Here is a 19,314-nt window from a genome sequence, read left to right as displayed (position 1 = left end):
CCCTCCTTGGCTATATTTCTAACATTACCTTTCATAGATAAAGGAATCAATTAATCTGTTCAATTATACGGTCAAGTTCGCAAATTCAGTTTATGAATCCCCTATATAGGTAATGATTACTGTAAAGCTGCTACAAAAAGAAGGTGCATAACCAATGGCCAATCAAAGCGAAGACATCATACTGTATTTTCAAAAATTAGATCGCAGTTTCTTCATGGATGAACTCAAGGAATTCGCCTATATGGACGAGGCCATTCCAATCGGATATGAACAAACCATTTCCCAGCCTTCCCTCGTCCTCGAAATGACATTGGCAATCGACTTGCAACCGGATGTGAAAGTACTCGAAATCGGAACGGGATCCGGCTTCCAAACCGCCCTCTTAGCTGCCTTTTCGAACGCAGTCTATACAATTGAACGAATTGCTGACCTACATGAACGGGCAAAGGAACGACTAAACGAAGCCGGTTTTTCCAACATCCACTACAAGTTAGATGACGGGAGCACCGGCTGGGAGGAACACGCTCCGTACGACCGTATTATGGTGACGGCCGCCGCTGCCCAAGTGCCAAACGAGCTCGTCGACCAATTAGCAATCGGAGGAAAAATGATCATCCCTGTTGGAACACCACTTTTGCAGGAACTCTTGCTGTTGGAAAAAGACGATAATGGAGAAATTAATGAGACAGTGTTGAATGAAGTGCGGTTTGTGCCTTTGAAGGGAAAGTATGAGTGATGTCGGAAGTTGATTGATAAAAAGCCATCTATGCCGATTTTATTCGCATCGGATAGATGGCTCTATATTTAATGTTTTGCACAATCACTGCAATCCTTCCAAATCACTCACTAACAGCTTTTTACTTCCTTCATCTGTCATTTTCTCTAAATACTCATACGCTACCTCTTTAAATCTCCGGCTTTCAGTAGATTGTCCTAATACGTTGCAAGCTCTTGCCGCAGCCTCATAGCCGTAGCCTATATAAAAAGGAGCAAGACCCGCCTCTTCACTTACAGCTATACAGCGTTTCGCATAATTCAAAGAATTTTCTCCTTGCCCTACCACTGCATAGACACGTGAAAGCTGCCAATATCCGATTGAGAGATTCTGTTCAGTACATTCCTCTGCTTGCGTCCAATGCCAGAAAGAACTATGACAAAGGTGAATCATATTTTCTTGTTCCTCTGGAGTCCTAACTTCCTTCTCAAGAAGATCCCACACTTGGTTAAAACAAGTTGCAGCTATTTGTTTGTGGGAACTAACTGCTGCTTCAGTTTCGTTCATTCTATTTCCTACCTCACTTTAGTTATTTTGTCGGTACCTGTGCAAGAAACATTCATGTTAATTCAACCAATTTGAATAAATATCCAATCATCATGACCGGATGACCGAATCAATTAGTTTCCGCATTGATATTTATGCAATTGTAGTGAATAAACTAAATTGTTTATCGCACAGGTACCGATTTAGCTCTTTTCAATGGTAGCCGTAATCTCCGTTCCAGCCAATGCTTGGACAGCCAAACGATCGGCTTCGGAATTCTTCTTCCTTGAAACAAGCTCATACTCAGGCTGAAGTCCAAGTGCGCCCATTTTCTCTTCAATCTTTTCTGCCCAACTGTACAAGTCCTGCTCAATCACCGGCCATTCCTCAGTTAAATGGTTGATGACAACCCTTGAATCACCGATAATACGGACGGGTAGATGATGGACTCCTAACAATTCAAGCTCTGACAGGCAAAGGTGAAGTGCAGCGTATTCAGCCTCGTTATTTGAAGTTAACCCAGAGATAGACGCATTTTTCCTAAGTCTATAGGACTTCCCATTTTGGTCGTAATAAATGACGCAGCCTACGCCGGCCGCCTTCGTTTCCCAATCGAACCCTCCATCGAAATAGACGATGATGTTATGCGGCTCTGTTTCAATTCCCTTCAAATAACCCTTCAACTCTTTAAGTGTCCATGAACTTTCAAATCGATCTACGAAGTTTACCTGTTTTGCACGGCCCGTCTTCGCCAAATCCTCCGCGATTAATACAGCTTGCTCCGCTGACATTTCTTCGGACCGAAAGATTGTCTCCGCTCCCTTCGGTGATCTATACGTCCATGTGAGTGAAACAATCATTTCATCACCTCCAATACACATAGTTTGGCTATTGGGGGCGAATTAATTTGCACCCATCACAGATTTTATTCCAAATAGGATTCAGCAAGTCAAAATCAATAAAATTAAAAAAGAATAAAAGACGTCAACATGGTTGTATCGCTTGTGAAAGTTTTGATGTGATTCGTACATTTTCAAAAGAAATCCCTAACTTAATCGCCGTTAGAGCAATTTCCGGTCTGATGCCGGATAACGTTGGCTCGACACCTATTAACTCTAAAGACTGTAGGAGCCCAAGTAGCTGTTGTGCAACAATCGAATCCACCATTACCATACCAGACAAATCGATATATAGTTTGTTTATCCCTTTGGCCACACATTGTTCCAATGTGTTCTCTAAGAGTAATTTTGCCCGGTCACTATCGAGCTCTCCAATAATCGGAAGTAAGGCTGTGTCATCACTTAAAACAATGACTGGAGAACTTAATGTATTGATCACTTCTTTTTGGAATCCCAATTGTTCGTTTAAATGTCTGTTTCTTTCATGTGTATACCAAACAATCGCCTGATCCGTTATACTAATAATCAGTTCGTAATAGTATAAAATGGATTCAATGGTCATCGACTCTTTATTCGCATCGACAAACTCTTTAATGAAACCAAAATACACATCCCGGGTTCTCATAAACTCTCTTATGATAAATTCAATAGGTGTATCTATGAGTTCAGGGTCACTTGTCGTCTCCAAAATCCAACTTTCCATCCGCTTCATCACTTCAGATTCTTCTTCAATCAATATTCTAAAAGCATTTTCGTGGAACGCAAAATTCTGCCCTTTCAATTTCTTAATCTCCACAGGATCGGTAGAAGAATACACGCCTGACGGGTCACTTTTATCTAATTTCTCGTACCATTCTTCCGTCATTTGCTCTGCCTTACTCATTAAAAAACTATGAAGTTTCCTTTTTTCCGACATCTTCTTTACCTCCACTACTCCTCAAAGTTAAAAAAACACAATCCACCGAAGAGCATCATCATTAGCTACTTTTATTTATTTTAACACATTTTATTACTTTTCAAATATTCTTTTCGAGAACATGTGTTAGGCTACTATTTGTTGGTTTGCGGAAATCTTTTGAATGCCATACAATAAAAGGTAAATCAAATATATATTTCTTTTGGGGGGATGAGCTCATGATAAATGAAATGGGGCTACTCGGAAAAACGCTAATAGAAGAAAAGATTAATATAGCACGTAAAATTCATGAGGTAAGATTATCAGAGATTCCGGATGATCAAAGACAATTAATCCCTTCACATATTGAAGAGGAAATAGTAAGGCTGAGAGCAAACTTTATAAATCTCTTTGGAGAATTTTTGGCCAAACCAGAAAAAAGAGAAATGGCCTATGAGCTGATAGAAGAATGGGCGCATGAAACTTCCGAGTATGTCTATAAACTTGGAGTACCATTGGATGAAGCCTTGAAAGATACGACGCTTTATCGAACCTATATCAATGAAGTAATTGAAAACAAGGTCATCTCACAAGATATGTCGGTGAAATCATTGTTAGAAACATCTAAAATCATAGACCCGTTGCTTGATCATGCTGTTTACTGTTTTAGCTTAACCTTTGTTAACTTCTACACAGTCAATCTCGATAATGCAAGAAAAGCATTTATTGAATTATCTGTTCCTATTGTTTCTATTTCTAATGACATCGCCATACTGCCATTAATCGGAAACATTGATACTGAACGGGCGTTATTGTTGATGGAGAATACGACGAAAGAAGCAGGGAGATTAAAAATATCTTACTTAATACTCGATTTATCTGGGGTAGCTATTGTCGATACAATGGTGGCACAACATATCTTTAATTTGAGCTCTACCTTAAAATTGTTAGGAGTTCAAACGATACTAACAGGTGTTAGGCCTGAAGTGGCTCAGACTGCTGTAAGTCTTGGATTGGACTTTAGTGATCAAATCACAAAAGGAACCTTGCAGCAGGCACTATCAGAACTTAAGATTCTTTCTTGATGTAAGAGATAAAAAGGGTACCAGGTTCTAAAATAAATTCAAAATTCAATGAGAACCTGGTACTTGAAAATCCAGCAACCCCGACCAATCACCCCACCCACTCCGAATGGCCGTGCTGTTTACAACCGAACAAATAACAACCGCCTTCGTGATGCAATTCAAACCTAAAAACCGGTAGGTAGCCTGCCTGCAATTTCGCAAACAGCTGCTGTAAGCCACTTAATTCCTCTTGTAGCTCCAGAATTCTGTCGGCTTTATCGGCTTCCGTCCAATTTTCATCGCAAATTTCCTGCTTCTCTTCTTCGATTTCAACTCGTTTGTCCGCAACCGCCCGATCGATTACTTGGCGGCAAGCGTGCAGATCATGTAAGCGGAATAAAACATACGCATACCGGCTAATCACATTTGGCGAAATGAAATAATCCGACCACTCTTTTTCAAACTTATCCCGCGCTTCTTGCCAGCAGTCCATCTCCACATAAGCATCTGCCGCTTCGATTGCCCCCAAGTAATGAGAGGACTCACTGTTCCACTGATCAAGTATCGATTTGGCAACAGCCCACTCCCTATTTCGAATACGCGCAATCACTTCATACCAGCTGACGATATCCGAGTCTTCAGCAATTGAATGAAACCCATCCGCCGCCTGCTGAAAACGATCAGTATAAAAGTCGGCGACTGCTAAATTATGAATTGCTTCACCTGACGATCGAATGGCTATCGATTTCCTCAACAGTTCCCTCGCACCGTCCCAGTTTTTCTCCTGCAATGCAACTTCACCGAGCATGTTATACGGAAAGTGACATTGCGGGCGCAGCGCAACGACTTCTTCAAGGAGCGGCTTTGCCCGTTGCACATCCTCTTCTTCATACATGTACATCCACGCTAAATTATTCAGTGATTGGACCGTCCTCCCTTTCTCGACCGCCTGCTCTAACAAGTCAAGCGCTTCGTCATATGCATTCTCCTCAAACAACTGAAGCGCCTTTTCATTAAGATTTACCATCATTTCCTGCAACTCCCGATTTAGATAAATTCGCCTTGATCTTTGTCATATATATTTCGTACGTCATGTCACCTTTTTTGGTATGAAACATGGCGGAGCACCAGTAATCACTGGTGAAAAGTGGGTCGCCACGTAATGGATGAGAAAACAAAGGAGTAGATAAAAACATGACCGCCTAATTTGGTTGTAATAATCAAAAAACTACTCTATAATGATGATATTAGCATATAGTTGTTGAAAATGAATAAACTAAAAAGGACCACCTAACGCTGTCAACGTTAGGCAGTCTGTAATAGTAGGTTCCCTTCAAGGGGGATCAGCTAAGTTGGAAAAAGTAATCCATCCATTATGAGCTACCACTCAAGGATGGGTTATTTTTTATGGTTAGACGACGATACTGCTACGATTAATGCTGCGAATGAAATTGCAAGCATTAGCGCTTCAAATACTGTCATACCGACCACCTCCCTTCTTACGGGAAATGGCCGACCACCCTTGAGTCACCTATTCTATTACTCTTTTATCGTAGCATACGCATGTTCTTAAAACTATTAATATACTGAAGGTTGTCGAGATTCACTAATTATTATATTTAATGATGGTTTGCATGGCAGGCCTTGATTAAATATATTCTAAAAAAAGTCCATTGTTTGCGTAGTAGATACTGGGTTTTTTTCATGCAGAACAATTGCAATTGCAGCAAATCCCCCTAACATCATCCTCTTTACCATTTTCAACCCCATCCCCCGATTCATTTATAACTACAAAGGAAGCTACTATATGAAATACAATCGCTCATCACAACCTCGATTTCACAGTTCTCCGCGTCTTCAGATATACCAGCAGTTCTACCTGTTCCTCATCGTTAAGCGCCACACCGTCCACGAGGATTTCCGAACTGTTAAATGCATCTTTTGATGAAAGATCTATCGTTGTCTTCTTATTAAATACCCTATAATCCAATAAGACATCAAAGTATTCTGATATCATTTTTAAATGCAAAAAGCTGTGGAACCTAATCCACAGCTTTTTTATGATTAACAGTTTTCTGGAGGGAAAACAATAGCATCAATTTGCCTATTATTCACACTCACAGATAGAATGTTTTCTTCACCACCACGCCGCTCACCCGTAATACGATAAGTGTAAGTGCCAGGTAGACCTGGAACGTCTGTCCAGGTAATGTTAGGAGCATCAAGAATTTGGCTTTGTACACCTGTTTGTTTAAGTTGACCTGTTTGTGTCAGACTTATTGTTGCTATCTGAGTATTATCACGGAAAAGACGAAATGGTACGTTAAAACCAGAAACTCCGTCAGTTCCGGTAACAATAATAACAGAAAGCATAGAATCTATTCTCACCCGGTCATTCGTTTCTTCAGTTGTCACTGTCACCTGAATAAGATCCACTGGTACTCCACCAGGTGGAATGGGGAAATTTGTTGTTGGTGAAATCTTATTAAAAAAATAATCAGGACAACAATTTTTAATTACACCCATTTGAATTTACCTACTTTCTATTTAAATTTCTTATATAATAGCATACGACTTATTTATAAAATTGATTGGACAAACAAATCAAATGCAGTACAAATTTAAGTATGTTATCTTCATGTGTTAGAGTTGTAGAGTGAGATGTCATTGAGGTCTTTCATATTGAACTAAAGGTGTGTGTTAGTTCAACAAAAAAGGTTGATTCCTTTAAACTGGGAATAAAATTTTTTAATGGTTTGAAATTCCTGGTGAAAGGGTACCAGGTTCTAAAACAATTCGAAATTCAAGGAGAACCTGATACTTGAAATAATGCAACTATATTGGATGACGTAACGTAACCACAAAGCTTTCTTAGGAGGAATGCTATAAAACGGTGGACTACGGGCGTACCAATAAAGCCATACATCGCATTAACGTTACCGCCAATTAACCGCCCTTCTGCAATCCCTCCATTTACGGAAATCCGCTGATTATCATTTAACGTCTTCTCTTTCGTTTTTTCTAACCAGTTTGAGGCTTCATTAGTCCAATTGTCCGGCATCTCTACTTCAAACTCGCCCCTGCAATATGTTCTATATTCAAGACTTGCTTCATAACCTCGTCTTGTAGTAGCGGCAACCAATTGAAAGGTGATTTGGTTGTATTGACCAATAATCTGCTCTATAATTTAACTAAAGGGTATACTTTTGTCTACCACGAATAAACTAAAAAGGACCGCCCAATGCCCTAACATTAGACGGTCTGTAATAGCAGGTTCCCTTCAAGGGGGATCAGCTCGAGAGTTAAAAATAATCCATCCGTTATGAGCAGCAACTCAAGGGTGGATTATTTTTTATTATGAAAGGACAATATCGTTACGATTAATGCCCCGAATGACACCATAAGCATTAGCGCTTCAGACATTGACATACGACCACCTCCCTTCTTAGGGAATGGCCGACCACCCTTGAGTCACCTATTCTATTACACTTTTATTGTATCACACGAATGTTCTTGGTTTCATTAATAAATTACGGTATTTTCTGATTCATCAAACATTTGTTACTTTGTGTGGATATTTGGTTTGATTGAAAATGCAAGAAGTATTACCTTTATATCATCCACTATTTCCTTGTAGGTGGAATAGCATCCTCCTTAACTATCCTCACCAATTCCTCATTAATCTTCTTTTCACCCAATCCATGAATCTGCCGCAACTCGTCAAGTGAAAAGGTACCAAAGTCAGGTTCTGAAACAATTCGAAATTCAATGAGAATCCGGTACCGGGAACTCAGGAAAAGGTATCTCGAACTTTGTATTTACGGATAAATAATGACATTACACATATCCTACTTTTGTTGAGGAGGTGAAATGTAATGGCCAACCAGCAAAATGGGGAAAATCAACAAACTAAAAGTGTCGCGGAAAACATTAAGAATACAGCTGGATCTGCACTCGAAACAACAGGAATAATTGCAATGTATACTGTAGACGCTGCTAAAAACGCCGCAAAGAAATTAACAGGTAACATAAAAAACAATCAAGATAATCAATAATGTATGTTAAACGCCATTTTCTGGCGTTTTTCTTTTTATGCATTTACTTAGTGATTTATTAGGAATCTGTTTTGCACAAGGGATTGCTATGGTAATCGTTCGTGCATTCTTGTATGGGTACCAAGTTCTTTACTCCTCCCCTTTAAGTCGTAACGTAGCAATTTTAAAATAACCTATGTATATTGAGTTTGACAAAATGAGTAGCTTTATAAATTACTAATCTTATAGGAGGGAATGTAGATGAAGAAGGTTATTTTTTGCATTAGTAGGGGGCGTGAAATGGTTTGGATGGAGGCGTATGAGAAGGCGGGAGAATTTGATAAAGCCGCACAGATGCGAGTTGCATTTGTAGCGGATTTGGCAGCTGAGGGAATGTCGAAAGAGGATATAGAGGGGTTTGTTGATAATTTTGGGTTGTAGTATGTATGAAAGAGGTACTAAGTTTTGAAACAATTCGAAATTCAATGAGAACCTGGTATCGCAAATTAATTTTATCCAATTAAAGAAATTGTATAAAATAAATGAGGTCTCTCACTTATCTTATGAGCAGACCTCAATTTATATATTTTATGAATAAAAGGATATAGGATTAATAACTAATTGAGTTCTCAACCATCATACGCCCAATTTCAAAAATAGCCGCAAACTCAGCATTCTTGACTGGAGAAATTATACTGCCATCATCTTTTCTATAATAATTAACACCGTCACAATACACATAATCATACACATCACTAATATCATAAATATCCCTCGGAACAATTTCTCCTTTGCCTTGGATTATTCCCGTTGATATTGAGTGATTTCCTCCAAACACCCATGCTATTCCCATTGGCAACCATAAATCCACGTAATGATTATTGTCGTCTTGACGCCACTGCCCCCATCTTCTTCCTTGACCAATATTGGCAATACAACTAATTAATCTTGATTCTTTCCATGGCCAAGGTAATATCAAATCCCTATTCAATGAAATTATCTTTTCATTATCTACCTTCTTTATTATGTCTGAAAAAATGGTACCCTCCAAATTAATCCTCGCTGATGACTCAAAAAGTACTTCTGAAGGATGCAATTTGGGAATTAGTGTTTCATCCATACCGTATATAAGATTAGTTAAATACTGTGATTGAAGTTGCCTTCCGAGCAATCTAACAACATCAACCAATGAATGATCGGCTTTTTCCTTGAAATCATTTTCACTTTTCTCAAATTCATTTGCAACGTCTAAAACTGATTTTGAAAACCTCATAATATTTTCGAATCTGTTTTTAACTTCCATGCTGGTTGGTGGATTGTACATTATCTCTGGTTGTTGTTTGATTGCTTTAGGAAGCCTCTTCCTAAATTTAATCAAAATACCCCTCCTCCATATGTACCATAAACATATGAAGTCATTTGAATTTAAATTCTTAAGTTTCTTTTAGTAGTAGGTGTATTTGAAAAAAATACGATAAAGAAGACCCATTCTAATAAAATATACTTGTTATTAAAGAATAAACTAAAAAAGACCACAAATTGCTACCTATAGTAGTTGGTCTGTAGCAGTAGATTCCCTGCAAGAGGATCAGCTAGTGGGATAAATAATCCATCCGTTATGAGCTACTACTCAAAGATGGACTATTTTTTATGGTTAAAAAGTCACAAGGTTCTAAAACGATTCAAAATTCAATGTGAACCTGTACTTATTCAATCTTCTTTCGCTCCTGCTTCTCAATATGCTTAATACTTTTCTCAGGAGTTGGCAAGTCCTCTGGCATTGTCCCGCCAAGTTCTTCAATGGTTTTACGAACCTTAGAACCCACCTCATAATGCACTTTGTTCGCTTCTTGTTTTCCTTGCACATTGTCTCGACGAAGTTTTTCATCTGTTTGCGTTGCACGGAATAAATTTGCTGCCAGTTCGGTACTTCCCATGTAATCTAAAATTTTGTGACTTTTTTTCAAACCTTTTCGGGCATGAATTGCTTTTGCATCTAATCCGCCATACAAACCTCTATACCCATGATTCTGAAAGGTTGCATAGTCCAAATTCGTTTCAACACCTGCAAGCATTGCCGCTTCCTGTAAAGACTTATTATGTTCCTTTAACTCATTTCGAATGGCTAATCGCTTTTTATCTTCATCAAGCGATTCAAACTCCTCTTGCAACTCTTGCTTTCGTGTTTGTACGGCGAAGTAAGTTTGCCCTAATGCAACTACTTCCTTCTTTGGATCGCCATTTTGGACAATTAGGTAACATGCGTAGCGCGAAAGCATGATATCCTCTACTTCCCTCTGTGATCCTGAACCGAGATGTACCATTTTGTTGACGTCAACAAAATGGTCTGAAACACTATTACCGCTAGTTTTACAAGCAGACTTTGCTTTTTCAATAACTTTAATGAAGTTTCTCCATTCTTTGTACTGAAGAACAACTTGCAAATCCCTTGCAAACCAAAAATCCTCACCATACTCATTTACATGCTTGTATTGCTCAAAGGTATGCTCACTATACTTTTCAATGTCCGCCATACAAAATCCCCCTTTTTATTTATAGCAGTCGTTAATATATTAAGTAAATTATAACACAATTAGAACATACGTTCAACTAAGCATGCATGTCCGCGATTGTCCAAGCATATAGTCTAATGTTCGCAGCACCATACATTAGACAGGAGGAAAGCATATGAAGTTTGGTCTTATTCCAAAATTGTTGCTTGGTCTTGGTATCGGTATTTTGGTAGGAATCTTCGGCCCTGATTGGATGATCCGATTTACGGAAACCGGAAGTATGCTATTAGGCAATCTCATCAAATTCTTTATTCCTTTAATCATTTTTGCGTTTGTTGCGGCCAGTATTGCAGAATTCGAATCAAAAGCTGGAAAACTATTAAGTTTCACGATCGGGATTTCATATTTGGATACGATAATAGCTTGTGGACTTGCTGCCGTGGCAGCCTATTTAATCATCCCAAATTTTGCTCTACAGGCTGGCCAAGTCGTTGAAAGTATTAAAATCGGTGCACCTTTTGTCACCCTTGATATCCCGCCACTGATGAACATTATCTCGGCTTTGGTATTGGCGATTATTATCGGAATGGCATCTACCTGGGGGAAAGCACCAATCCTTTCTGGTGCTGTAATTGAATTCAGAAACGTAGTTGAGCGTGTAATTCAAAAATTCATCATTCCAGTTCTCCCTATTTTTATTTCGTGCATATTTGCAGGTATAGCTGCTAAGGGTGCATTGTTTGGAACGATTTCGATCTTCGGTAAAATGCTTGTCTTAATTGTAATCATGCAATTTATTTGGCTGATCATTGAGTATGTATTGGCAGGAATAATTTCCAAACAGAATCCTTTAGTTGTTTTTAAAGCAATGCTACCTGCCTATTTCACAGCATTTGGAACAATGTCAAGTGCAGTCACAATGCCAGTTTCCCTTAGACAAGCAAGAACAATTCCGTTCATCAATAAAAAGATTGCAGATTTTGTTATGCCACTGACAGCAAACGTTCACCTTTCAGGCGCTGCAATGACACTAACAATAAGTGCAATCACAGTATCACTCATTACAAATGGGGAGCTACCCCCAGTTGGCCTGATCATCTCTTTCATTCTAATTCTTGGTGTAATTGAGGTTGGGGCTGTAGGTGTGCCAGGTGGATCCGCTTTGGCCGCAATCGGAATATTACAGTCGACCCTTGGATTCGGAGATGAAGCGATTGGTCTTATGTTAGCGCTGTTCATGATTCAAGATAGTTTCGGGACAGCTACAAATATAACGGGTGACGGCTCAATACTTATGATCGTCAATCGATTTTTCGGCAAGGAAAAAAACGAAAGTCAGGAATCTACAAGTTCAACTGACATCGAGAGTGGAACCATATGATAGTTGAAGAAATTGATCTTCGAAGTGATACGGTTACCCTACCGAAACCCCAAATGATAGAGGCAATCGCAAACGCTACACTTGGCGACGATATTATGGGGGAAGATAGTACTGTAAATGAACTTGAACGAAAAGCCGCTAACCTATTAGGGATGGAGGACGCGATGCTCGTCCTATCCGGCACAATGGCAAATCAAATTGCGATAATGGGATTTTCAACAAGGGGGCAGGAAATTATCCTTGGAAGCGAATCTCATATCTACAATTTAGAAGGAGCTGCAATTTCAGCCTTATCACAAGTGCAAGCAAGGCCTATTCAGGTAGAGAATGGATATTTCGACCCTGAGATTGTAGAGTCCTCAATTTCTTTGGGCGATATCCAAAGGGCTAAAACAGCATTAATCTCCTTGGAAAATACGTACAATTTAAACTTAGGACAAATAGTTACCCTTGAAAACATGAAAGAGATTCAAGAAGTCGCGAAGCAATATAGGTTACCCGTATATCTTGATGGGGCCAGGATTTTTAATGCTTCAGTAGAGTTAGGTGTCGAACCATCAGAGTTCTGCAAGTATGTAGATGCCGCTCAATTTTGCCTCACTAAAGGATTAGGTTGTCCATTAGGCTCCATTCTTGTGGGGTCAAAAGAATTTATCAAAGAGGCAAAAATAAACCGCCAGAGACTTGGCGGTGGAATGAGACAAGCCGGAATAATCGCAGCTCCCGGGATATACGCTTTGGAAAATATGATTGATCGATTAAAAGAGGACAATGACAAGGCTAAGCAACTGGCGGAGAAATTAGCCTCCATAGAGGGGCTCTTCATTAATTTGAAGGATGTACAAACGAATATTATCTCGGTGACTATAAATCAAAGTGGAATGGATGCCGATAAACTAATCAACGATCTAAAAGAAAAAAGAATAAAAGTGAAAAAGATAGGGCCAAGAAAGATACGGATGATTGTTCATTATTTGATTACAAATGATCAATTGGATTATGTCGTTAGTACGTTCAGGGAACTATTGAGGGAAAGGGATAAGGAAAGATACTATGAGCACCATCCCTCTTCACCAATTGGTTGTATTAACCAATAAACTGCACTATAATACTGGTAACAGCATATAGTTGTTGAAAATGAATAAACTAAAAAGGACCACCTAATGCTCCAACATTAGGCGGTCTGTAATAGCAGGTTCCCTTCAAGAGGGATCAGCTAAGCTGGATAAAATAATCCATCCATTATGAGCCACCACTCAAGGATGGATTATTTTCTATGGTTAGACGACGATACTGCTACGATTAATGCTGCGAATGAAATTGCAAGCATCAGCGCTTCAAATACTGTCATACCGACCACCCTTGAGTCACCTATTCTATTACTCTTTCACTTTACCATACATACGTTCCTAAAACTAATAATCCCCTGAAAGTTATCAAGATTTTAAAAAAGTACCAGGTTATAAAACAATTCTAAATTCAATGAGGTCGAGTAGGTCGGGTCCTTTTCCATGTGGAATTGGACACCTTCCCCTCACAGAACCGTGCGTGCGCTATTCACGCACACGGCTCTTCCTTGTTATAATTCACAGAATATAGCTAATTTCTTCCCTTAGTTCGTAGATATTTACCTTTACCTTTGGTAAAGGGAGTGGGTATCTTCTAAGAAACAAGTCGAATTTCTCGAAGTTGAACGACTTCTTCTGACTCCTTCTATTCATCCATTTAAAGAACAGGGTTCTGACTTTGTGCTTGAAATTTCTAACATGTGGTGTATTGTCGGTTATACAATAATAATTATAGTAACCCCTAAGAGACCTTTGAAGTCTTGTAATTACCGAGTGGATGTCCGTCGTCCTGTTTGCCTTTAGCCATTCCTTGCATTCTTTTAATTTGGCTCGAACCTTCTTTGCACTTGTTTTCCTTTTCACTCTGAAGAATCCGTCTATACTCTTGCTACAGTAATGGGTAAACCCAAGAAAATCGAATGTATCAGGTTTGTTACATCCTTTTCGTTTGCAATTTCGTTCTGCATATTTGCCAAACGGGATGATTTTGGACTTGTCTTCTGCAATTTCAAGATTGAACTTTCTAAGGCGTTCAATAAGCGCTTTATAGAAGTTATTCGCTTCAGTTTCACTTTGGAAACAGCACACGAAGTCGTCTGCGTATCTTACCATGTAGGCATGTCCTTTGCAGGACTTGCGGACAACCTTTTCGAACCATAAATCAAGCACATAATGGAGATAGACATTTGCCAGAATCGGAGAAATGATACCACCCTGAGGAGTACCGACATCCGTTTTGTAGAATTTTCCTTCTTCCATGTATCCACCCTTCAGGAATCTGGCTACGATTCGAAGGAATGCTGGATCAGCAATTCGGTGTTGAAGGAATTTCATCATCCATTCATGATCCACGTTGTCGAAGAACCCCTTTATATCTACATCAACTATAAAGTTCGTATATCTTTTCTCGATATACACATTAAGAATCTTAATCGCATCATGACAGTTCCGATTAGGTCTGAAACCAAAAGAGCAATCAAGGAATAACGGTTCATATATGGCATTTAGAATCTTTGCCATACCACGTTGAACTATTTTATCCTCGTGCTCAGGAATACCGAGGGGTCTTTTCTTATCAGTCCCTGGCTTTGCAATATATGCTCTTCTCACGGGGACTGGTCTGTAACTCCTCTTCTTCATCCTTTCTACTAAGTCGGAGATATTTCCGGCGAGGTTTTCCCCGTATTCCTCCTTGGTAGTCCGGAGGACTCCCGTTGCCTTCCCTGACGGGAGGGCATGATGACATCGTGTTAGATTCTCTTCATTGAGAAGATGTGCAAGAGATGTGAACTTTAGGTCAGGTTTCTCCTTCGCTAATTCTGCTATCCTTATTAGTTTTGTTTCCATTTATATCCCTACCTCTGTGTGTAGTAAATGTTTCCCTTCAAAGGGCTACGACAAGGTAACTGCCTTTCCTCCACCAGAATTACCCGGCTTCCTCGGTACTACGCAGTTATCCGACTTCCTATGCGGCATTTGACTCCCTTGCTTTGTATCGCTTGGCTCATCATACTCTCCAAAGAGGAAAGACCGATAGGACCTCCCGAGTTGCTACAACATATCAATGTCCGACGTGCCAAGGTCACCGACTCCGAAGAAGCCCTCACGGTCTTGCCATTTACGTCCGTGAGGATGTAGCTTTCTGCGCAGGTTAACACATCAGCCTTCTTAACTGGGTATTTCGGAGCTCAATCCCTTCAACCATTTGGCTTTCGGCCCGCCGTCTAACTGTCTACGCTTAAAGATGAAGGTTACCCCACATCCTCCAAGACTCGCTACGGGCGAATGGCTAATTCTTACCCGACGGGAATCCCACCCGCTATATGCTGCAACCTTGCTCGGTCGCTCAACCTGGTACCAAAATCTATTTTTCCCTGCTAATACTGTTATGTTGGAATCGACATAGATTCTACCCGAATCCTTAATTGATCTAAAATCCTTTATTTCAAGCCAATTTATTTTCATATTAAACCCTCCTAAACAAAATTTCTCCATAGTGCAGTGCAACACGTTCAAAAAATGCCTGGCACATCACATCCACATCTCCTCCGCCATCAAATCCAGGAACATAGCCAAACTTCACTCATCCCACTTAATAATATAGGTACTATTTGAAGTCTCAATAATAACCTTATCAACCCTATTCCCAATTCTTTCAATTTCCTTTTGTGCCTGAAACATGACACTACTATTTGGGTTGTACCTATCGATATGCATCAAATTGGTATTTTTCCTTATTACGGCTGTAACGACCCTTTTTTCACCTGTCATTGCTCCCCCCCCTTTTTTGTAGTTTGGAAGTACCATTACACCTATTAGTTAATAGTAGTTTAATTTTACCATATAACCACCGCCACTGACTTACTATTATATATTTTCAGATTCGCATCTAAATAAAAATGCCGGACCTCAATAATTATTGAAATCCGGCAAATTTATTACTATAGTTTCATCCCCCGAATCATCCGCGCCGTATCAATATGTATGCTACCTTCTTCTTTCTCCCGATGATAAGCAGCAACGGTTAAGAAAAAATCCAACATATATTGTTTACGTTTCACAATTAGTATATCCGCAAGATAAACATTGTTATCAATCAGCTCATAAACATACTTATCGAAGTAAGCAAAGGGGTTCTTATATTGAAAGTAAATACGTAGTCTCATTTGTTCATCATGCTTATCCTCTTCCACTAAATCGGCTGCATCATATTTCTCATAGTTATATAACATGAATTCGCCTTTATACTTACCGCGAAGAATTTGAACAACCCCAAGGCCAAACGTATACGCAGCATTTAAATCGATAGGTTGCCTCGGCAAGTAAAAAGTGGAATTGGGAATAAAAGGCGTTTCATGAATGTAATACTCAAAACCAAGTTTTTCAAGTTCCACTTTTAATAATTGCTTGTGTCCATTTTTAATCTTTTTGGAACGAAAATATTCCAAGCTATCTATGCCGCACTTTTTATCAACTAACTCCAATTCATCAAAATCTTGCCCGTCTGAATAATCTTCTTCCAAATCTTCATCCCAATCAAGAGAATCGTTACTCATACAATGCATTGAAACTACTACGAAATCCTTCCCTAACTCTAAATTTTCACTTTCGACGACACAATGTAATGGTTGAAAATTATTTGCCATTTTGTTGGCCCCCTGAATATAGTAATAATTTGTGCACACTACTATCTATAGTACATGGGGCTTGAAAACTCACACCGCCCCTTAGATAGTAAGAAAGAGCCGGTGCAGTTTTTTAAGTATCTTTGGATTTCATATCGATTTTTCGCCATCATAAATTACAACTAATTCATGTAAGGCACGACTTGTTGCGACATAAGCCAGTTTTCGATCTTCAAACGTATCATTACCATATAAAAATCAAGAGTTACATACTATTATATATTTGCAGACCCAAGAATTAACAATAAAAGCCAGACCTCAACAATTAGTGAAATCCGGCAAATTTATTGAAAATGCTACCGGGATCTAAAACAATTCAGAGTTTAATGAGAACTTAGTACCCAAAAGTAATAATGGAGGAGATATTTCCAAATGGAACAATGGCTAACTTTCATACAGGATATAGGATTTTCAATTACTCTAAATCTCTAGTAATGTACCAATGATACGGAATCTCCACCAAGAAGTATGTACCAAACTCCTCATCGTCGTGCCCCAGCATAGGAAGAATTTCATATGGAACCCCCTCAGTTAATGCTTCCAACACAAAATGTGCATTTCTATATGGTTGTTCAAGAGAATAACCTCTTGACGATAGATATATTGCTTCGTCATCCGATAATGAACTATCATCAATTTCCACGCGTATTCTTAGCGCGTCTTTATCGTCATCACCTTCAACTTTTACTGGTACTACCCTTCCTATTTCTTTTGCAATTAATTGTTTTGCTAATTTTTCTACCTGGTTAAATGATATATACAATGAAATATATGCAGGTTCTAAGTCTTTAAGCATTAAATTTCTCCTACCTAATTATTTTTTCAAAAAAATCAACAGTTAAATCTATCACAAGAACTAATGGAGGTGAAAGTAGTAATTGAGGAGTGCCAGTTTCTGGGACAATTCAAAGAGAATCTGACATTGGATACTATTATACAAGTGGCTTAAATAAGGTTCATGCAGGCACCAGATAAAATTCAAGTCTTAGGCCACTTAAAATCCTTTTTATAATACGTTTTCTTTAACCTTTTAAGATCATATTCCCATTCTTCAATTCCATTTTTAAATATCTCATGGCCATTTTTCCGGCCTTTTCTCATCTTCACGAACCCGGCGATTGTATAAGCTACCCTTTTTAATCCTAAGGCGGGAACGGCCCGTTGTAATGCTTCCCATCTCTTTTCCCTTGTTGAATCAGTAATGTGATAGCCCATTTTGCGCAATGCACTTTTCTCATTTAGGCCATTGAATTCGTTTTCCGATGCCAAGCTGAATCCCGATACTTCTGTTGATGGCCAATTGAATATTCCCTCATCTTCAATCCGTGTTCCCTCTAACACCTTGTCATTTAATTTATCTATAGATGTCATTTCTGATTTGTCTTCAATCAAAACAAACCCGTCTTTAGCGTTTGCCTTTATCTTTTCTATAGTTCGTTTATTTACGAAGTAAGCTGTCTTTTTACTATCGGTTAATGCCTTAACAGCAATCGTTCTAATCATCTTTTGCATTCTCTCATTTTCATAGACAGCCAGTTCAATATCAATAGTATGTTTGATATCTGCTAATGTTATATTAGGTGGAACATTGCATGCTGCCAACTTAATTACGCTTTTGGTTATTATAGTTTTACTTACCTTATTTTTAAAATCTTTATTTTGACTGCCTTCTACGAAAGAATGTATACACTTTACTATCACTTCTTTTTCCTTTATTGAAAATGCCTTATCCTTTTTAAATCTTTCAATAGCACGGTGAAACTTTTCATCGTCCATTACCTTACCATTTGTTAAATTTCGTTTAATATAACGATAGTATCGATTTGACCACAAATCGGTGTTTAATAGATTGGAATAATCGTTAATAATGACCTCTAACAGTTCATCTTGTTCCAAAATAAATGCATACCACAATAGTTTTGAGAAGTCCGCCTCCGACATACCTTTTTCAAAACGATCCCAATCTGAGAGTATATCTGAAAACAAGGGCTGAACCTTTTTGAAATCAATTATTAAATAGCTATGTAATAATTCTACAGCCAAGGATAGGTCATAACATTCATAAAGGTTTCCATCCATTTCCTTTATTTTCTCAGGAAGTATGGAACCAATATTACTGTAAACTATTGACGAATTTTCATAGTAATTTAGCAAACACATAACATAATAGTAAATCTCTGCTTTTGAATTACTAAATTGGATTAAGATTAGCTCACATAGTTGTCTAACATTCGTTGCATTAGCTGTCAGATGAAATTTAGCATTCTCTTGAATTTCATATAAAGTCTTTGTAAGTAATAAAGCAAGTGAAGCATTTTCAGTATCGATTATATAGTTTAATAATCGAATAGATGAATCATGGAACTTTGCTGTTTTCTCCCCTTTTTTAATTCCCAAATGAGACAGACTTACTAACTCGGTCAAAAATTCGTAATCGCTCTGAATAAAACCTTCCCTTGCAGAACTATAAAGATCAAATTCCTTGGACTTTAACATAATGATCCCTCACAATTG

Annotated in this window: 23 protein-coding genes; 6 read left to right on the top strand and 17 right to left on the bottom strand. The window is 38.6% G+C overall.

The window, feature by feature from the left end:
- The first annotated feature begins 154 nt into the window (after window positions 1–154).
- Complete coding sequence (locus P5G49_RS12195; RefSeq protein WP_301244158.1) at window positions 155–736, top strand: protein-L-isoaspartate(D-aspartate) O-methyltransferase; 582 nt, start codon at window positions 155–157, stop codon at window positions 734–736.
- An 84-nt stretch (window positions 737–820) separates the two neighbouring features.
- On the opposite strand, the gene P5G49_RS12190 is transcribed toward P5G49_RS12195, so the two are convergent.
- The 3 genes from P5G49_RS12190 to P5G49_RS12180 form a co-directional block, all read right to left on the bottom strand.
- Window positions 821–1,282 carry a hypothetical protein gene (locus tag P5G49_RS12190; protein WP_301244157.1) on the bottom strand — a complete coding sequence of 154 codons (462 nt, stop codon included), beginning with the start codon at window positions 1,280–1,282 and terminating at the stop codon, window positions 821–823.
- Between the two features lie 182 nt (window positions 1,283–1,464).
- A complete protein-coding gene (locus tag P5G49_RS12185; protein ID WP_301244156.1) occupies window positions 1,465–2,121 on the bottom strand; it encodes a reverse transcriptase-like protein in 657 nt (218 codons plus the stop codon).
- A gap of 124 nt (window positions 2,122–2,245) precedes the next feature.
- On the bottom strand, window positions 2,246–3,076 hold the full coding sequence (locus P5G49_RS12180) for an STAS domain-containing protein (protein ID WP_301244155.1): 831 nt from the start codon (window positions 3,074–3,076) through the stop codon (window positions 2,246–2,248).
- 218 nt (window positions 3,077–3,294) lie between these two features.
- Between P5G49_RS12180 and P5G49_RS12175 the strand changes: the two genes are divergently transcribed.
- On the top strand, window positions 3,295–4,140 hold the full coding sequence (locus P5G49_RS12175; RefSeq protein ID WP_301244154.1) for an STAS domain-containing protein: 846 nt from the start codon (window positions 3,295–3,297) through the stop codon (window positions 4,138–4,140).
- A gap of 88 nt (window positions 4,141–4,228) precedes the next feature.
- Here P5G49_RS12175 and P5G49_RS12170 read toward each other — a convergent pair whose 3' ends face one another.
- The 5 genes from P5G49_RS12170 to P5G49_RS12155 all read right to left on the bottom strand — a co-directional run bounded on the left by P5G49_RS12170 (window position 4,229) and on the right by P5G49_RS12155 (window position 7,542).
- Window positions 4,229–5,149, bottom strand: a complete 921-nt coding sequence (locus P5G49_RS12170) for a tetratricopeptide repeat protein (protein ID WP_301244153.1) — start codon at window positions 5,147–5,149, stop codon at window positions 4,229–4,231.
- A 368-nt stretch (window positions 5,150–5,517) separates the two neighbouring features.
- On the bottom strand, window positions 5,518–5,601 hold the full coding sequence (locus tag P5G49_RS17515) for a putative holin-like toxin (protein WP_363322183.1): 84 nt from the start codon (window positions 5,599–5,601) through the stop codon (window positions 5,518–5,520).
- Between the two features lie 582 nt (window positions 5,602–6,183).
- Window positions 6,184–6,645 (bottom strand): hypothetical protein, encoded by a 462-nt coding sequence (locus tag P5G49_RS12165; RefSeq protein ID WP_301244152.1) that lies wholly within the window; start codon window positions 6,643–6,645, stop codon window positions 6,184–6,186.
- 277 nt (window positions 6,646–6,922) lie between these two features.
- A complete protein-coding gene (locus tag P5G49_RS12160) occupies window positions 6,923–7,180 on the bottom strand; it encodes a hypothetical protein (protein WP_301244151.1) in 258 nt (85 codons plus the stop codon).
- Window positions 7,181–7,464: 284 nt separating this feature from the next.
- Window positions 7,465–7,542 (bottom strand): putative holin-like toxin, encoded by a 78-nt coding sequence (locus P5G49_RS12155; protein WP_301244215.1) that lies wholly within the window; start codon window positions 7,540–7,542, stop codon window positions 7,465–7,467.
- Between the two features lie 452 nt (window positions 7,543–7,994).
- On the opposite strand from P5G49_RS12155, the gene P5G49_RS12150 reads away from it, so the two are divergent.
- Both P5G49_RS12150 and P5G49_RS12145 read left to right on the top strand, forming a co-directional pair.
- The gene (locus P5G49_RS12150) at window positions 7,995–8,174 is read left to right on the top strand and encodes a hypothetical protein (RefSeq protein WP_301244150.1); all 180 of its coding nucleotides are present in this window, start codon (window positions 7,995–7,997) and stop codon (window positions 8,172–8,174) included.
- 240 nt (window positions 8,175–8,414) lie between these two features.
- On the top strand, window positions 8,415–8,594 hold the full coding sequence (locus P5G49_RS12145; protein WP_301244149.1) for a hypothetical protein: 180 nt from the start codon (window positions 8,415–8,417) through the stop codon (window positions 8,592–8,594).
- Window positions 8,595–8,763: 169 nt separating this feature from the next.
- Here P5G49_RS12145 and P5G49_RS12140 read toward each other — a convergent pair whose 3' ends face one another.
- Both P5G49_RS12140 and dinD read right to left on the bottom strand, forming a co-directional pair.
- The gene (locus P5G49_RS12140) at window positions 8,764–9,531 is read right to left on the bottom strand and encodes a DUF6710 family protein (protein ID WP_301244148.1); all 768 of its coding nucleotides are present in this window, start codon (window positions 9,529–9,531) and stop codon (window positions 8,764–8,766) included.
- A gap of 328 nt (window positions 9,532–9,859) precedes the next feature.
- Window positions 9,860–10,687 carry a DNA damage-inducible protein D gene (gene dinD / locus P5G49_RS12135; RefSeq protein ID WP_301244147.1) on the bottom strand — a complete coding sequence of 276 codons (828 nt, stop codon included), beginning with the start codon at window positions 10,685–10,687 and terminating at the stop codon, window positions 9,860–9,862.
- A gap of 154 nt (window positions 10,688–10,841) precedes the next feature.
- Here dinD and P5G49_RS12130 point away from each other — a divergent pair, with 154 nt between their 5' ends.
- A complete protein-coding gene (locus tag P5G49_RS12130) occupies window positions 10,842–12,047 on the top strand; it encodes a cation:dicarboxylate symporter family transporter (protein ID WP_301244146.1) in 1,206 nt (401 codons plus the stop codon).
- The gene (locus P5G49_RS12125) at window positions 12,044–13,144 is read left to right on the top strand and encodes a threonine aldolase family protein (protein WP_301244145.1); all 1,101 of its coding nucleotides are present in this window, start codon (window positions 12,044–12,046) and stop codon (window positions 13,142–13,144) included. Before P5G49_RS12130 ends, P5G49_RS12125 begins: the two co-directional genes overlap by 4 nt.
- Window positions 13,145–13,314: 170 nt before the next feature.
- Here P5G49_RS12125 and P5G49_RS12120 read toward each other — a convergent pair whose 3' ends face one another.
- From P5G49_RS12120 to P5G49_RS12090, 7 genes are all read right to left on the bottom strand, one after another.
- Entirely contained in the window at window positions 13,315–13,398 is an 84-nt protein-coding gene (locus P5G49_RS12120; RefSeq protein WP_301244213.1) for a putative holin-like toxin, read from the bottom strand.
- Between the two features lie 235 nt (window positions 13,399–13,633).
- Entirely contained in the window at window positions 13,634–14,962 is a 1,329-nt protein-coding gene (gene ltrA, locus P5G49_RS12115) for a group II intron reverse transcriptase/maturase (protein WP_301244144.1), read from the bottom strand.
- Between the two features lie 321 nt (window positions 14,963–15,283).
- Complete coding sequence (locus P5G49_RS12110; protein WP_301244143.1) at window positions 15,284–15,580, bottom strand: hypothetical protein; 297 nt, start codon at window positions 15,578–15,580, stop codon at window positions 15,284–15,286.
- 114 nt (window positions 15,581–15,694) lie between these two features.
- Window positions 15,695–15,886, bottom strand: coding sequence for a hypothetical protein (locus P5G49_RS12105; protein ID WP_301244142.1), 192 nt, complete (start codon window positions 15,884–15,886; stop codon window positions 15,695–15,697).
- A gap of 170 nt (window positions 15,887–16,056) precedes the next feature.
- Window positions 16,057–16,761, bottom strand: coding sequence for a hypothetical protein (locus P5G49_RS12100; protein WP_301244141.1), 705 nt, complete (start codon window positions 16,759–16,761; stop codon window positions 16,057–16,059).
- 454 nt (window positions 16,762–17,215) lie between these two features.
- Entirely contained in the window at window positions 17,216–17,596 is a 381-nt protein-coding gene (locus P5G49_RS12095) for a hypothetical protein (RefSeq protein WP_301244140.1), read from the bottom strand.
- 182 nt (window positions 17,597–17,778) lie between these two features.
- The gene (locus P5G49_RS12090) at window positions 17,779–19,296 is read right to left on the bottom strand and encodes a hypothetical protein (RefSeq protein ID WP_301244139.1); all 1,518 of its coding nucleotides are present in this window, start codon (window positions 19,294–19,296) and stop codon (window positions 17,779–17,781) included.
- Window positions 19,297–19,314: the final 18 nt, after the last annotated feature.

The sequence above is a fragment of the Sporosarcina highlanderae genome, assembly GCF_030433715.1.
Taxonomy (GTDB): domain Bacteria; phylum Bacillota; class Bacilli; order Bacillales_A; family Planococcaceae; genus Sporosarcina; species Sporosarcina highlanderae.
This window is presented reverse-complemented; position numbering and strand designations above follow the sequence as displayed.

Bases quoted from the DNA above. Each gene is read 5' to 3' on its own strand.
- P5G49_RS12105 (WP_301244142.1), bottom strand. From the start codon at position 15,886: ATGACAGGTGAAAAAAGGGTCGTTACAGCCGTAATAAGGAAAAATACC.
- dinD (WP_301244147.1), bottom strand. From the start codon at position 10,687: ATGGCGGACATTGAAAAGTATAGTGAGCATACCTTTGAGCAATACAAG.
- P5G49_RS12100 (WP_301244141.1), bottom strand. From the start codon at position 16,761: ATGGCAAATAATTTTCAACCATTACATTGTGTCGTCGAAAGTGAAAAT.
- P5G49_RS12160 (WP_301244151.1), bottom strand. From the start codon at position 7,180: ATGCCGGACAATTGGACTAATGAAGCCTCAAACTGGTTAGAAAAAACG.
- P5G49_RS12090 (WP_301244139.1), bottom strand. From the start codon at position 19,296: ATGTTAAAGTCCAAGGAATTTGATCTTTATAGTTCTGCAAGGGAAGGT.
- P5G49_RS12110 (WP_301244143.1), bottom strand. From the start codon at position 15,580: ATGAAAATAAATTGGCTTGAAATAAAGGATTTTAGATCAATTAAGGAT.
- ltrA (WP_301244144.1), bottom strand. From the start codon at position 14,962: ATGGAAACAAAACTAATAAGGATAGCAGAATTAGCGAAGGAGAAACCT.
- P5G49_RS12180 (WP_301244155.1), bottom strand. From the start codon at position 3,076: ATGTCGGAAAAAAGGAAACTTCATAGTTTTTTAATGAGTAAGGCAGAG.
- P5G49_RS12170 (WP_301244153.1), bottom strand. From the start codon at position 5,149: ATGATGGTAAATCTTAATGAAAAGGCGCTTCAGTTGTTTGAGGAGAAT.
- P5G49_RS12125 (WP_301244145.1), top strand. From the start codon at position 12,044: ATGATAGTTGAAGAAATTGATCTTCGAAGTGATACGGTTACCCTACCG.
- P5G49_RS12165 (WP_301244152.1), bottom strand. From the start codon at position 6,645: ATGGGTGTAATTAAAAATTGTTGTCCTGATTATTTTTTTAATAAGATT.
- P5G49_RS12175 (WP_301244154.1), top strand. From the start codon at position 3,295: ATGATAAATGAAATGGGGCTACTCGGAAAAACGCTAATAGAAGAAAAG.
- P5G49_RS12095 (WP_301244140.1), bottom strand. From the start codon at position 17,596: ATGCTTAAAGACTTAGAACCTGCATATATTTCATTGTATATATCATTT.
- P5G49_RS12155 (WP_301244215.1), bottom strand. From the start codon at position 7,542: ATGTCTGAAGCGCTAATGCTTATGGTGTCATTCGGGGCATTAATCGTA.
- P5G49_RS12120 (WP_301244213.1), bottom strand. From the start codon at position 13,398: ATGACAGTATTTGAAGCGCTGATGCTTGCAATTTCATTCGCAGCATTA.
- P5G49_RS12145 (WP_301244149.1), top strand. From the start codon at position 8,415: ATGAAGAAGGTTATTTTTTGCATTAGTAGGGGGCGTGAAATGGTTTGG.
- P5G49_RS12185 (WP_301244156.1), bottom strand. From the start codon at position 2,121: ATGATTGTTTCACTCACATGGACGTATAGATCACCGAAGGGAGCGGAG.
- P5G49_RS12150 (WP_301244150.1), top strand. From the start codon at position 7,995: ATGGCCAACCAGCAAAATGGGGAAAATCAACAAACTAAAAGTGTCGCG.
- P5G49_RS12195 (WP_301244158.1), top strand. From the start codon at position 155: ATGGCCAATCAAAGCGAAGACATCATACTGTATTTTCAAAAATTAGAT.
- P5G49_RS12130 (WP_301244146.1), top strand. From the start codon at position 10,842: ATGAAGTTTGGTCTTATTCCAAAATTGTTGCTTGGTCTTGGTATCGGT.
- P5G49_RS12190 (WP_301244157.1), bottom strand. From the start codon at position 1,282: ATGAACGAAACTGAAGCAGCAGTTAGTTCCCACAAACAAATAGCTGCA.
- P5G49_RS17515 (WP_363322183.1), bottom strand. From the start codon at position 5,601: ATGACAGTATTTGAAGCGCTAATGCTTGCAATTTCATTCGCAGCATTA.